General features: G+C 67.2%; 13 protein-coding genes. 4 read left to right on the plus strand and 9 right to left on the minus strand.

Features of this window, described 5'->3' with window-relative positions; translation table 11 throughout:
• Positions 1-32: 32 nt before the first annotated feature.
• The 3 genes from ABZ789_RS16825 to ABZ789_RS16835 are packed head-to-tail and all read left to right on the plus strand — an operon-like array spanning position 33 to position 3,495.
• Positions 33-1,547 (plus strand): acetyl-CoA acetyltransferase, encoded by a 1,515-nt coding sequence (locus ABZ789_RS16825; RefSeq protein ID WP_358425700.1) that lies wholly within the window; start codon positions 33-35, stop codon positions 1,545-1,547.
• Positions 1,544-2,338, plus strand: coding sequence for an enoyl-CoA hydratase-related protein (locus ABZ789_RS16830; protein WP_358425703.1), 795 nt, complete (start codon positions 1,544-1,546; stop codon positions 2,336-2,338). Before ABZ789_RS16825 ends, ABZ789_RS16830 begins: the two co-directional genes overlap by 4 nt.
• Positions 2,339-2,340: 2 nt before the next feature.
• Entirely contained in the window at positions 2,341-3,495 is a 1,155-nt protein-coding gene (locus ABZ789_RS16835; protein WP_358425706.1) for an acyl-CoA dehydrogenase family protein, read from the plus strand.
• 71 nt (positions 3,496-3,566) lie between these two features.
• Here ABZ789_RS16835 and ABZ789_RS16840 read toward each other — a convergent pair whose 3' ends face one another.
• From ABZ789_RS16840 to ABZ789_RS16880, 9 genes are all read right to left on the minus strand, one after another.
• A complete protein-coding gene (locus ABZ789_RS16840) occupies positions 3,567-4,004 on the minus strand; it encodes a DUF6069 family protein (RefSeq protein ID WP_358425709.1) in 438 nt (145 codons plus the stop codon).
• 73 nt (positions 4,005-4,077) lie between these two features.
• Positions 4,078-5,871 (minus strand): ABC-F family ATP-binding cassette domain-containing protein, encoded by a 1,794-nt coding sequence (locus ABZ789_RS16845; RefSeq protein ID WP_358425712.1) that lies wholly within the window; start codon positions 5,869-5,871, stop codon positions 4,078-4,080.
• Between the two features lie 52 nt (positions 5,872-5,923).
• Positions 5,924-6,859: a 4-(cytidine 5'-diphospho)-2-C-methyl-D-erythritol kinase gene (locus tag ABZ789_RS16850; RefSeq protein WP_358425715.1), complete on the minus strand. Its 936-nt coding sequence runs from the start codon at positions 6,857-6,859 to the stop codon at positions 5,924-5,926.
• A 134-nt stretch (positions 6,860-6,993) separates the two neighbouring features.
• On the minus strand, positions 6,994-7,200 hold the full coding sequence (locus tag ABZ789_RS16855) for a cold-shock protein (RefSeq protein WP_006553820.1): 207 nt from the start codon (positions 7,198-7,200) through the stop codon (positions 6,994-6,996).
• Positions 7,201-7,426: 226 nt separating this feature from the next.
• Positions 7,427-8,335, minus strand: coding sequence for a 16S rRNA (adenine(1518)-N(6)/adenine(1519)-N(6))-dimethyltransferase RsmA (rsmA, locus tag ABZ789_RS16860; protein ID WP_358425720.1), 909 nt, complete (start codon positions 8,333-8,335; stop codon positions 7,427-7,429).
• 50 nt (positions 8,336-8,385) lie between these two features.
• Positions 8,386-9,513, minus strand: a complete 1,128-nt coding sequence (locus ABZ789_RS16865) for a transglycosylase family protein (protein WP_358425723.1) — start codon at positions 9,511-9,513, stop codon at positions 8,386-8,388.
• A 395-nt stretch (positions 9,514-9,908) separates the two neighbouring features.
• The gene (locus ABZ789_RS16870; RefSeq protein WP_358425726.1) at positions 9,909-10,340 is read right to left on the minus strand and encodes a DoxX family protein; all 432 of its coding nucleotides are present in this window, start codon (positions 10,338-10,340) and stop codon (positions 9,909-9,911) included.
• A gap of 79 nt (positions 10,341-10,419) precedes the next feature.
• Positions 10,420-11,481 (minus strand): maleylacetate reductase, encoded by a 1,062-nt coding sequence (locus ABZ789_RS16875; protein WP_358425729.1) that lies wholly within the window; start codon positions 11,479-11,481, stop codon positions 10,420-10,422.
• A gap of 40 nt (positions 11,482-11,521) precedes the next feature.
• The gene (locus ABZ789_RS16880; RefSeq protein WP_358425732.1) at positions 11,522-12,352 is read right to left on the minus strand and encodes a TatD family hydrolase; all 831 of its coding nucleotides are present in this window, start codon (positions 12,350-12,352) and stop codon (positions 11,522-11,524) included.
• Between the two features lie 22 nt (positions 12,353-12,374).
• On the opposite strand from ABZ789_RS16880, the gene metG reads away from it, so the two are divergent.
• Entirely contained in the window at positions 12,375-13,931 is a 1,557-nt protein-coding gene (metG, locus tag ABZ789_RS16885) for a methionine--tRNA ligase (RefSeq protein WP_358425735.1), read from the plus strand.
• Positions 13,932-13,945: the final 14 nt, after the last annotated feature.

Below are 13,945 nucleotides of genomic sequence, written 5' to 3' on the forward strand. Positions count from 1 at the left end.
TCCTCTCCAAAGAGCACGACCGAAGGAACACCATGACCGACCCCACCCGGGTGCCCGTCGTGATCGGAGTCGGCGACCTGCGCTCCGGCCGCGCCGGTGCGCCCGCCGAGCCGCGTGAACCGCTCGATCTCGTTCACGAGGCCGCCTCGGCCGCAATCGCCGACACCGGCGTCGACCTCGCCTCGCGCATCGACACCATCCATGCGATCAAGACCGCGAGCTGGAACTACGACGACCTGCCGGGCCTGCTCGCCGAACGTCTCGGCGCGAGCGCCGAACACACGTCGACGACGCCCATCGGTGGCCACTGGCCGGCGGCCGTGCTCGATCGCATCGCCCACGACATCGCCGCGGGCACCAGCACCGTCGCGCTGCTCGTCGGCGGTGAAGCACAGGCCTCGGTGACCAATTCGTACAAGGCGGGCACCGATCCGGCCACCCTAGGATGGACAACCGCGCCCGGTGGCCCCGCTCCGATCAGCAACGAGGACCTCGGCAGCCCCGCGATGCAGCGGGCCGGCATGGTAGCTCCCACCCGGGTCTACCCGCTGTTCGAGAACCGGCTCAGTCATGACCTCGGACATTCGCGCGAAGAATCACTCGACTGGTCGGCGACGCTGTACGCCGCCTTCTCGGAGTTCGCCGCGGACAACCCGGCTTCCTGGAACCCCGAGCGGCGCACCCCCGACGACATCCGCACCGTGGCCGGGAAGAATCGCCTCGTCACCGACCCGTATCCGCTCCTGCTCAATGCGATGCCGTTCGTCGACCAGGCCGCGGCCGTGGTCGTGACTTCGCTCGCCGTGGCCCGCGAACTCGGTGTCGCCGACGACCGACTCCTCTACGTGTGGGGTGGGGCCGGCGCGACCGAACCTTCGGATGTGCTGGCGCGCGGCGACTTCGGCCGCTCTGCTGCGCTCGACGACGCCCTGCGCAGAGCACTGTCGGCGACCGACCTGCGGCCCACGGACTTCGACATCATCGACGCCTACAGCTGCTTCCCGGTAGTGCCGAAGTTGCTGATCGAACAGCTCGGCCTTCCCCGCAACACCGTGCCGTCGGTGACCGGTGGCCACTCCTTCTTCGGCGGGCCGCTCAACAGCTACACACTGCATTCGGTCGTGGCGGTGGCGAAACGCCTGCGCGAGGACGGCGAGCTCGCTCTCGTGCACGGCAACGGCGGCTACCTGACCTACCAGCACGTCGTGGTCCTCGGCTGCGCTCCCCACACCGACGGATATGTCGGCGACCCCGAACACGTCCTGCTCGAGCCCTCCGCCCCCGAAGCCGCGACCGACTACACCGGCGAAGTTCAGATCGTCACCGCCACTGCCGAATTCGGTCGCGACGGCAACCCTTCTGTCGGTTTCCTCGTCGGCCTGACTCCCGACGGGAAGCGAGTCTCGGGCCAGACCGACGCCGCCGGCGCCATGATTCTCGCCGCCGGAGCCGACATCGTCGGCGAGACCGTGCACGTCACCGACAACGGCGGGCACCTGACCCTCACCCCCATCGAGAACCGACCCACCGAGGAGTCCCTGTCGTGAGCGAACCCGTCGTCCTCGTCGAGAAGCGCGAACACGTCCTCGTCGTCACCATCAACCGCCCCAAGGCCGCCAACAGCATCAACGCCGACGTGCACCAGGCACTCGGTGATGCCTGGGAGCGTGCCGAATCCGAACGCGACGTGCGCGTCGTGGTGCTCACCGGCGCCGGTGACGCCGTCTTCTGCGGCGGCGCCGACCTCAAGGCCCTGGGCACCAAGGGACCGGACGGTGTCACTCCACCCGAGACCGCCCACTGGGGCTTCGCGGGTGTGGTGAAACACCACATCTCCAAGCCCGTCATCGCCGCGGTCAACGGCACAGCGCTCGGGGGCGGCACCGAACTCGCCCTCGCGAGCGACCTCGTCGTCGCCTCGGACACTGCGGAATTCGGCCTGCCCGAGGTCCACCGCGGGCTGATCGCCGGTGCCGGTGGAGTGTTCCGCATCGGACAGGCCATTCCTCGCGCCGTGGCGATGGAGTTGATTCTCACCGGCAAACCGATGTCCGCTGCCGACGCGCTGCATTGGGGCCTGGTCAACCGGGTCGTCCCGCAGACCGAGGTCCTCGACACGGCCCTTGCACTCGCTGCCGACATCGCAGCCGGCGCACCACTCGCCGTGCAGGCGAGCAAGACCGTCGCCCGCGGCATCGTCGACGGCAACATTCCCGCCGAGGACCAGGCCTGGGAACTGACCGACAAGGCGCTCGCACGTCTGACCACCAGCGCCGACACCCTCGAAGGCGTCATGGCCTTCATGCAGAAGCGCGCACCTGTCTGGAAGGGCGAATAGTCGTGACCACCACCGAAGTGATCCGCTGGGACACCGACGAGCAGAAGGCACTGCGCCGGCTCGCCGCCGACTTCACACGCAAGGAGATCGTCCCCCACCTCGACGAATGGGAACGTGCCGGTGAGATCCCCCGCGAACTGCACCGCAAGGCAGCCGACGCGGGGCTGCTCGGAGCCTCGGTGGCCGAGGAACATGGCGGCTCGGGAGGCAACGCCCTCGACATGCTCGCGATCCTCGAGGAGATCATCCTCGCGGGCGGCTCGTCCGGCCTGATCTCGGCGCTGTTCAGCCACGGCATCGCGACCCCGCACATCGTGGCCTCCGGCAACACCGACCTGATCGAGCGGTTCGCGCGACCCGCACTCGAGGGTCGCATGATCGGCTCCCTGGCGATCTCCGAGCCGAGCGGCGGTTCCGACGTCGCGAACATCCGCACCACCGCACGTCGCGAGGGCGACGAGTATGTCATCAACGGTGCGAAGCTCTACATCACCTCGGGCACCCGCGCCGACTTCGTCACCACGGCGGTGCGCACGGGTGACGCGGGCGCAGGCGGCATATCCCTCATCGTCGTTCCCACGGACACACCGGGTTTCACGGTCTCACGCAAACTGGACAAGATGGGCTGGCTGTGCTCCGACACCGCCGAACTGTTCTACGACGACGTGCGGGTGCCGGTCGCCAACCTCGTCGGAGCCGAGAACTCGGCGTTCGCGCAGATCGCCCAGCAGTTCCAAGGTGAGCGCCTGTCGCTCGCGTTCCAGGCCGTCGCCACCGCGCAGCGCTGCTTCGACCTGACGGTCGAGTGGGTCAAGTCCCGCGAGACGATGGGCCGGCCTCTGTCGAAGCGTCAGGTCGTGCGCCACCGCCTCGCCGAACTCGCCACCGAGATCACGGCGGCAAAGACGTTCTGCCGCTCCGTGGCCGAGCGGTGGGTCAACGGCGAAGGCATGCTGCTCGAGACCTCGATGGCGAAGAACAACGCCGTCAAGGCGTGCGACCACGCCGTCATGGAAGCCGTGCAACTCGCCGGTGGCATCGGCCTCATGCGCGAGAGCGAAGTCGAGCGTCACTTCCGTGACGCTCGTGTCCTCGGCATCGGCGGCGGCACCAACGAGATCATGAACGAGATCATCAGCAAGTTGCTCGGCCTGTAGACCTGCGGACCGAGGGGAGGAAATGTGCTTCTCTGCAAATAAACTCGCGCATCTCCTCCCCTTCGTCCGTGTCAGCGACGCACTCGCAGCAACTCGATCGCCGCGACGGCCACGACAGCGATCACCACGTGCATCAGTGTGAGCGCAACAGTGCTCGGAGTGTCGAAATCCGCGCTGATCGTGCCTTGGATCGTCGCGAGCGGCAGTATGGCCCCGACAACCTGTGCGATCCGGGCGAAGCCGTTCCACCACAGCATCAGCAGCGCCGCGAGTGCCAGGCCGACGGTGAGCGGGAGCACGGTCATGAGCACGACACCGCCGGGTGCGGCGCTCATCACCTCACCCGCATCGGTGTGCTCGAAGGTGCCACCCGCTGCAAGACCTGACGCCCACAGAACGAGGTTGACGACGAGTGCCGCCGAGACGGACGCGGCGATCACGAGGCCGGAGCGAGCCGGCCGGGAGCGCGGGAGAAGCGTAGAGGTGCGAGATGTTCCGGTGACGGACATGAATCCTCCTGACGGACGTTCGTTCTGACGACGCCCATCGTCCGACCTCGAGTCGGCTCGAGGTCAAGAGAATTCAGTCCAGATCTTCGGCGAGCTCCATCCACTGCTCCTCGGCAGTTTCCTTCTCCGCAACCACCTCGCGCAACTGCGCATCGAGTTTCTGCAGTCGCTCGGGATCGGTGGCCGCCTCGGCGAGGTCGTGGTGCAACTTCTCCTCACGCTCGGTCAGCTTGGACACCAGCCGTTCGAGACGCGAGAGCTCCTTGCGAGCGGCGCGTTCCGCAGCACCGTCGCGCTTCTTCGGCTGCGCCGGGGCATCCTCGGATTTCGCGACGGTCGACGCCACCGACGGCACGTCGCCGTCGCCCATCGCCGCACGGCGGCGCAGGTACTCCTCGATACCACCGGGCAGGTTCGTGAGCCGGCCGTCGCCGAACAGAGCCCACGTCGAATCGCAGATGCGCTCGACGAGATACCGGTCGTGGCTGATGACGACCAGGGTGCCGGCCCAATTGTCGAGCAGGTCCTCGAGCTGCTGGAGCGTGTCGATGTCCAGATCGTTCGTGGGCTCGTCGAGGAGCAGCACGTTCGGTTCGGCCATGAGCACGCGGGTCAGCTGCAGACGGCGCCGTTCACCACCGGACAGATCACCGACCGGGGTGCGCTGGCGGGCCGGGGTGAATCCGAGCCGTTCGGCAAGTTGACCGGCCGAGATCTCCTTGTCGCCCAGCGTGATCCGCTCCGCTACATCCTGGACGGCCTCGAGCACCCGCATGTCGGTCGGAAGATCGTCGAGTTCCTGACGGAGCCAACCGATCTCGACGGTCTGGCCTTGGATACGGCGTCCGTGCGCAGGTTGCAGTTCACCGGCGAGAGTGCGCAGGAGAGTGCTCTTGCCCGAACCGTTCACCCCGACGAGTCCGATCCGCTCGCCCGGGCCGAGCCGCCACGTGAGGTCGCGGACGAGTTCCCGGCCGTCCGGGGTCGTGAGGGTCGCGTCCTCGAGTTCGATGACGATCCGGCCCAGACGCCGTTTCGCGAACGAAGCCAGCGCCACCGAATCGCGTGGCGGGGGCACGTTCGCGATCAACGCCTCGGCGGCCTCGATCCGGTACTTGGGCTTGGACGTACGAGCGGGGGCACCGCGGCGCAGCCAGGCCAGTTCCTTACGAGCGAGATTGCGTCGTCGCTCCTCCATCGCGTCGGCCTGCCGGGCGCGTTCGGCACGGGCGAAGATCCAGTCGTTGTAGCCACCCTCGTAGCTCTCGACCCGACCACCGACGACCTCCCATGTGCGGGTCGCGACGGTGTCGAGGAACCAGCGGTCGTGGGTGACGACGACGAGCGCACTGCGCCGCGACAACAGGTGCTCGGCGAGCCACTGAACGCCCTCGACATCGAGATGGTTGGTGGGCTCGTCGAGGACGAGCAGGTCCAGATCGCGGACGAGCGCGGCAGCGAGGGCGACCCGGCGACGTTCGCCCCCGGACAGGCCGTCGACCACCGCATCGAGACCGAGCTTGTCGATGCCGATTCCGGTGAGCACCGAGCGGATGCGCGCATCACTGGCCCATTCGTGTTCGGCCACACCGAGCGGACCGAGCACCGTCTCCCCCACGGTCGAACCCTCCGGCAGTCCCCCACGCTGGGTGACCACGGCCATACGCAGACCACCGACCCGGCTCACCCGGCCCGAATCGGGTTCCTCGATACCGGCGAGCACCTCGAGCATCGTCGTCTTGCCACCGCCGTTGAGGCCTACGACACCGATCCGGTCCCCCTCGTTCACGCCGAGGGACACCGAATCGAGCAGTGGCTTGATGCCGAAGGACTTCGACACCTGTTCGAGGTTGATCAGATTGGCCACGTGGAGCAACGCCTTCCGAGAATTGCGGGGATGTACTGCGGGAGCACGGGGATCAGGGGCGGGCGGAATCGGAGTCACCGACGACGCGGGCGCCGGGCACCGGGCCGGAGGCGACCCGCACGGTTCGGCACACACCGGCCCCGGCCAGCTCGGCGCTGACGGTTACGGCGGCGTGCTCATCCTCGACGAGGAAGGCGCACGTCGGGCCGGAACCGGAGACGATGCCCGCGAGCGCACCCGCCTCGACACCCGCCCGGAGTGTGCGGCGCAACATGGGATCGAGGGACAGGGCCGCGGCCTGCAGGTCGTTGCCGAGCAGCGGCGCGAGTTCGTGAGGGTCGCCGGATCCGAGCGCGGAGAGCACCGCGTCGGCATCTCCGATGCGGTGGGGTTCGCCTTCGGCCCGCAGCCGGTCGAGTTCTCCGAACACCACCGGAGTCGACAGGCCGCCCTTCGCCAGGGCGAGCACCCAGTGGAAGGTGCCGCGGGTGAGGACGGGCACGAGCCGTTCCCCCCGTCCTGTCCCGATGGCGGTTCCGCCGTGCAGGCAGAACGGCACGTCGCTTCCGAGTCGGCCGGCGAGGTCTGCGAGATCCTCCCGCGATGCTCCGATCCCCCACAGCGCATCGAGCGCGACGAGCGTGGCCGCGGCGTCGGCGCTACCTCCGGCCATCCCACCGGCGACGGGAATGCCCTTGTCGATGGTGATCGCCACATCGGGCGTGCGCCCAGCCCGTTCCGCCATGAGCTCGGCGGCGCGCCACGCGAGGTTGGTGGAATCGGTCGGCACGGCGTCGGCGCCGGTGCCACGCACCCGCACACTCAGTGTGTCCGCCGGGACGACCGAGACCTCGTCGTACAGGGACAGCGCCTGGAAGACCGTGTGCAGGTCGTGGTAGCCGTCGGGACGAAGGTCTCCGACCGCCAGATGCAGGTTGACCTTCGACGGGACCCGTACTGTCACGGGGGTCGGAACGACGGAAAGCACGAGTACAGAGCTTACTCGCGTGTGCCCGAACGACTCACATGCGACGGGGTGGTCGCGATCGAGAACGCGGCCGGACGACATACGGAACGGGCCGGCACCCTGAGGGTGCCGGCCCGTTCCGGAGATTGTGGGTGTCAGCCGATGACGTTGACGCCGGTGGCCTGCGGGCCCTTCTGGCCCTGGCCGATCTCGAAGCTCACGCGCTGGTTCTCCTCGAGGGTGCGGAAGCCGCGGCCCTGGATCTCGGAGAAGTGCACGAACACGTCAGCGGAGCCGTCCGACGGAGCGATGAAGCCGAAGCCCTTTTCGCCGTTGAACCACTTCACAGTACCTTCAGCCATGTTGCTGTCCTTCACTTGCAGGCAGGACGGATGTAAACGTCCTGTCTCGTCGGGAGGCGGTTTCGACTCCCGGGTCTGTCACTACACGGCTGAAACGATTCCATCGTGGCTATCGCATCCGCTCGCAACCAGAAATGTGCGAGGGGTAAACCACGAACACACTACCTAACGACCGAGGACTACTTAACCACACATCGCAGCCACCCGCCAGCAATGGTGATGGGCGTCACTCCACGGAGGCGAGGCGCACGAATGCCGCGGCGTCGAGTTTCTCACCGCGGGTCGACGGTTCGATACCCGCGGCGAGCAGGCGCCTTTCCGCTTCCGCCGGCGAACCCGCCCACCCACTGAGGGCCGCGCGCAACGTCTTCCGCCGCTGCGCGAAGGCGGCATCTACGACCGCGAAGACCCGGGCGCGCGTGGCCGCATCGGTGGGCCAGGGCGGTTCGGCATAGCGATCGATACGGACGAGACCGGATTCGACCTGAGGAACCGGCCAGAACACCGCTCGCCCCACGGCACCCGCCCTGCGGACGTCGCCGAAGAACCGGGCCTTGACGCTGGGCACGCCGTAGATCTTGCCTCCGGGCTCGGCCGCGAGCCGGTCCGCGACCTCGGCCTGGACCATCACGAGAGCCGTTCGGAGAGTAGGAAATTCGGAGAAGAGATGCAGCAGCACCGGCACGGCCACGTTGTAGGGCAGGTTCGCCACCAACGCGGTCGGCGCTGCCGGGAGATCTTTCGGCAGCACCTTCATCGCATCCATGTGCACGACGTCGAAACGGTCCACGAGCTCCGGTGCGCGTTCCTGCACCGTCTGAGGAATACGCTGCGCCAGAACAGGATCCAGCTCGACCGCTACGACGCGGTCGACTACGTCGAGCAGCGCCAGAGTGAGAGAACCGAGACCGGGCCCCACCTCGAGCACCACATCGTCGGCGCCGACCCCCGCCACGTTGACGATGCGGCGCACCGTGTTCGCGTCGTGCACGAAGTTCTGGCCGAGCTGCTTCGTCGGGCGCACCCCGAACTCCTCCGCGAGTGCCCGGACCTCGGCGGGTCCGAGCAGCGCGGCGAGGCCGCGCGGAGAAGCCGGGGTGGCCCTCGGAGTGGTTTCGGGATCGTCTGCTGACACGAGGTGAACCTAGCGCACTCGCGGGCAGGTCACGGCGTGCACCGGGCCACTCAGCGCAGGCCGAGCTTGCTGGTACAGGCCGGCCACGCTCCCCAGCCCTGGACGGCCTGGACCTTCTCGGCGACGGCGATCTGCTGCTCGCGCGTGGCGAGGTCGGCGCGCGGCGCGTACTGGGTACCACCGAACCCGGCCCACGTCTGCTGCGTGAACTGCAGGCCCCCGTAGAAACCGTTTCCGGTGTTGATCGACCAGTTTCCGGTCGCCTCGCACTGCGCGAGAGCATCCCAGGTGGAAGCGCGGCTGGAAACCGGCACGGCAGGCTTCGGCTTGGTGCCGACGCGGACGATCACGGGACGCGGCTCGGTGACCACCGTGAAACCGGTCTCCACACGTCCGACCTCGACACCGTTGACAGTGTGGACGTCGAAGGTCACCGCCCGCTCGCCGGGGGCGCCGGGATCGTTCACGGCGGTTTCGCCCTGGAACATGTTCGGATCGTCCACGCGGTGTTCGGGCGGGGCGATCGGGTGATTCTCGGTCCGCGGCTCGATCCGGTCGCGGGTGATCACGACTTCCATGCCCTCTTCGAGCGGCGCATCGAGAGCCGGAGTGACGCTGTCAGCCTGCTCGAGCTTCGCGCCCTGGGCCTCCAGCAGGTCGGCGACCGTGGGTGCTGCGATACGCAGCTCCGATGCGGGCGCACCGTTGTCCGCGAAACGCACCGTCTTGACGGTCACGACCTCGAGATCGGCACCGTCGAGCGGAAGCCGGTGCGAACGGGAGGCGGAGACGTAGACGTCGTCGGAGAGCCGGAACTGGTCGAGTGCCTCGTCGACGGTCAGTGCCGTGGTCCACACCGAACGCTCCTCACCGTCGACGGTGAGCCGAATCTCGCGAGCCTGCCGAAGGACGATCGTGTCGCCGTCCGACACCGACGAGTCCACGGCCGGTGCTACGACGTCGTTCTCGTCGATGGTGTAACCGGCGGCGGCCAGGATGTCGCCGACCTTGGAGTTCATGGTGCCGAAGGCGCGCTGCTCACCATCGACATCGAGGACGACGTCCTTGTGCTGGACCACAGCCGCGGCACCACCGGCACCGAGGGTGACGAACATGGCGGCGACCACCGAGTAGAACACCGGTGATTTTGCTCGATTGATCTTGGTGAAAGGCGACACGATTTATTTCCAGACAGACGACGAGTGGGATCACGGCACGATAACGAAACGGATTACGTGCGGCAACACGGGCCGTGTTACCTGCGGTTTCTCGTGTGAATCCTGTGACAAAAGTCGACCAATGTTATGTCCGAAAATACCGTTTTTCATATTCGGATAATCGCTGGTCCGAGCGAAGATCGGTGCAGGAGAATCGAAAATATCCACCCGGTTCGGAAGATGTCCGAAAACTCGTACAGGCCGGCACCGCATCACGAACGAATCACAGGCGTTTGTGCCCGGTTCCAGCCGGATGACCACAGGCACGACAAACGGCCGCAGCGCCGGCGGCCGTCCTGCCGCCGGCGCTGCGGCCGGGAGATGCGAGCCGGCCTCCGCGAGGAGGCCGGATATACCTATCGGGCGCCGGCGAGAAGCGGCACCTTCGGCGCAAGGAAGCGGTCGATGCCGAACGCTCCCGAACCGACCACGGCGAGCAGGAGGGCGCCCGCTCCGAGTGCGACCACGAGCTCGAAGCCACCATCGGCGACGTAGATGCCGTTACCCACATGGACGATGAAGAACGCGCCGACCATGAGCAGGAACAGCAGGAAACCGAAGACTGGAACCAGGACACCGAGGATGAGCGCGAGACCTCCGAGGATCTCGACCCACGTGGCGACGAAGGCCGAGATGGCCGGCGCGGGAGCCCCCATGCCTTCGAAGCCGGCCTTGGTGCCCTCGTAGCCCCACGAGTCGAACTTCTGAAGTCCGTGAGCGAGGAAGACGACGCCGAGCGCCAGGCGGGCGATCAGGATTCCGATGTCACGGACGAGAGGGGTCTTCATGGCGGGCCTTTCGGATGGGAGGCAGAAGCCCAGTTAGTTGAACAGGCAACTAAGATACCATCCGTAGTTGTAGCTTCAACTATGCTTCCGGCCGGGCCCCGGCGAACGCGTGCCCCAGCAATCGCCTCACTCCCACTTCCGTCACTTCGCGCGGGTTGGGGTACGCCTTCGCGGAGGCCAACCTCGCCGCCTCGTCCAGATCCGCCTCCACCATCCCCAACTCCTCGAGGCTGGTCGGACCACCCGCGGCCGCCACGAGGTCGTAGACGCCTGCGGGCGCCGAATCCGTACCGAGGACCCGGGCGACCCGCGCCATGACGTGCGGCACGGACGGTTCGTTGAACGCGAGAACGTGCGGCAGCACGACCGTGTGCGTCGCAGCGTGCGGTAGATCGAACGATCCTCCCAGGACATGACACAACTTGTGGTGCAGTCCCATCCCCGCCGAGGCCAGGCACGTACCGGCGAGCCACGCTGCGAGGAGCAGATCCGAACGCCCCTCGGGGTCCGCCGAGTCCGCGCCGAGCGCCGGCAGGCCACGCGCGATCGCAGCCACTGCTTCGAGTGCCAGGGCATCGACGATCGGGTTCGCCTGTTCGGAATACAACGCCTCGATCGCATGAGCCATGGCGTTCATCGCGCTGGTCACCGCCATGGGGATGGGCATCGTGGTGGTGAACTCCACGTCGTAGATCACGATCTCGGGAAGAATCTCGGACGACGACCGCGTGGTCTTCACTCCCTCCGCGGTCTCTCCCAGGACGGGTGTCACCTCCGAACCGGCATAGGTCGTCGGCAGAATCACCTGATCGATCCCGGTGCGGGCCGCGAGCGCCTTCGCCAGACCTGTGGTCGATCCGCCACCGACCGCCACGACCGCATCGACGTCGTGCTCGGTGACGAGGCGGAGTGCCCTTTCGGTCACCGCGACCGGCGTGTGCGCGACCGCGCCGTCGAACCGTGCGACCAGCAGTGAGCCGAGAACCTTCTCGACCTGTTCGGCCTGCGGACGCACATGCTCGCCCGCGAGCAGGAGCACCCGGGAACGACCGAGGCGACTCACCTCGTCCGCGACCCGCGAGGCGGTACCGGGGCCGAAGATCACACGTACCGGTTGAGAGTTGTAGACGAAGGAACGCATGCCCGTATTCTCACGAGGCTCGGGAGGGCATGCGGGGCCTTTACGAAAGTCCGTACACCCGTTCGGCGTTCATGGTGGTGGCTGCCGCCAGTTCGTCCGCGTCCTCACCCCGCACCTCCGCGAGCGCGCGCACCGTGTAGGGCAGGCAGTACGACTCGTTCGGAGCGCCCCGGAAAGGATGCGGTGTCAGATAGGGGGCGTCGGTCTCGACGAGAACCAGTTCGCGGGGAACGAGCGGCGCCGCCTCCCGCAGCGCCTTCGCGTTCTTGAAGCTCACGGTGCCGGAGAAGCTCAGCACGTATCCGGCGTCGACGCACCGCCGGGCCATGCCGGCATCGGACGAGAAACAATGGAAGACGACCGTCTCGGGTGCTCCCTCGTCTTCGAGCACACGTAGCAGGTCGTCGTCCGCCTCCCGGTTGTGGATCATGAGGGGCTTCCGGAGCCGTTTCGCCAGATCGATGTGCCAGCGGAAACCCTCCTCCTGTTCGGAGGGCTCGGCGCATCCGTCGAGCTTCCCCGGCCAGTAGAGATCGAGGCCGGTCTCCCCCACCGCGACGCAGCGGGGGTCCGCGGCGAGGCGTTCGATTTCCGCGCGGGTCGCGTCGTCGAGAGCGTTCGCGCGGGTCGGATGGATCGCGACGGCGGCGTACACCCGCTCGTCCCAATGTGCGGCGCGAACCGCGAAGCGAGCGGCCTCGAGATCGTCGGCCACCGTGACGATGCGCCCGACTCCCACCGCAGCGGCGCGGTCGACGATCGCGGAGGTCGACTCGGCGTCCTCGGCGCCGCACGCGTCGAGATGCGTATGGGCGTCGACGAGCGGCGTCAACGGCTGGGGAGGTTCGGGGGCGGGACGGGCTGCGCTCACGACCTATAAACTACTGGCCACCATGACTGCGCCTGATTCCTCCCGCCCGCCGTTCTACGTCACCACCGCTATCGCGTACCCGAACGGCGCCCCGCACATCGGGCACGCCTACGAGTACATCTCGACCGACGCGATCGCCCGGTTCAAGCGTCTCGACGGTTTCGACGTGCGTTTCCTGACCGGCACCGACGAGCACGGCCTGAAGATGCAGCAGACCGCCGCGAAGGAAGGGATCCCGGTCACGGAACTCGCGTCCCGCAACTCGGATGTGTTCGAGGCGATGGACAAGCGGCTGAACATCTCGTACGACCGGTTCATCCGTACCACCGACGCCGATCACCTCGAGGCGAGCAAGGCGATCTGGCAGCGGATGGTCGACGCGGGCGATATCTACCTCGACACCTACGCGGGGTGGTATTCGGTTCGCGACGAGGCCTTCTACACCGATGCCGAGACGACGGTGCAGGACGACGGCACACGGATCTCCACCGAGACCGGCACCCCCGTGGAATGGACGGAGGAATCCACCTACTTCTTCCGGCTGTCCGCCTACCAGGACAAGCTGCTGAAGCTGTACGAGGAGCAGCCCGGCTTCATCGCCCCGTCGACCCGCCGCAACGAGATCGTCAGCTTCGTCTCCGGCGGTCTGAAGGACCTGTCGATCTCGCGCACGACCTTCGACTGGGGTGTTCCGGTCCCCGATCACCCCGATCACGTCATGTACGTCTGGGTGGACGCGCTGACGAACTACCTCACGGGCGCGGGCTTCCCGGACACCGACTCGGAGGCGTACCGCCGGTACTGGCCCGCCGATCTGCACATCATCGGCAAGGACATCACCCGCTTCCACACGGTCTACTGGCCCGCCTTCCTCATGTCGGCAGGTCTGGAGCTGCCGAAACGGGTCTTCGTGCACGGCTTCCTGTTCAACAAGGGCGAGAAGATGTCGAAGTCGGTCGGCAACGTCGTCGACCCGCTCGAGATGGTCGAGCGCTACGGCCTCGACCAGCTGCGCTTCTTCCTGCTCCGGGAGATCTCGTACGGCCAGGACGGCAGCTACAGCCATGAAGCGATCGTCACGCGGATCAACGCCGACCTCGCGAACGACCTCGGCAACCTCGCGCAGCGTTCGCTGACGATGGTCGCGAAGAACCTCGAGGGCAGGGTTCCGCAGCCGGGCGAGTTCACGGACGAGGACCGAGCGATGCTCGCTCAGGCAGACGCCCTTATCGAGAAGGTGCGGGCCGAGTTCGACGCGCAGGCCCTGCACCTCGGGCTCGAAGCGATCTGGCACGTACTCGGCGAGACGAACCGTTACTTCTCCGCGCAGCAGCCGTGGGTGCTCCGCAAGACCGACCCCGAACGCATGGCAACGGTTCTGTACGTCACGCTCGAGGTCGTGCGGATCGTCGGCCTGCTCGTCCAGCCGGTGATGCCGGATGCCGCCGCGCGGATCCTCGACCTGCTCGGCCAGGGATCCGACGACCGGCAGTTCGATGCCGTCGCCACCCGGCTGGCCCCGGGCACGGAGCTGCCGGCGCCGACGCCGGTCTTCCCGCGGTACGTCGACGAAGACTGACGGCACGACGGGGA

It is taken from the genome of Rhodococcus sp. NPDC047139, assembly GCF_040643435.1.
In the GTDB taxonomy this organism is placed as follows: domain Bacteria; phylum Actinomycetota; class Actinomycetes; order Mycobacteriales; family Mycobacteriaceae; genus Rhodococcus.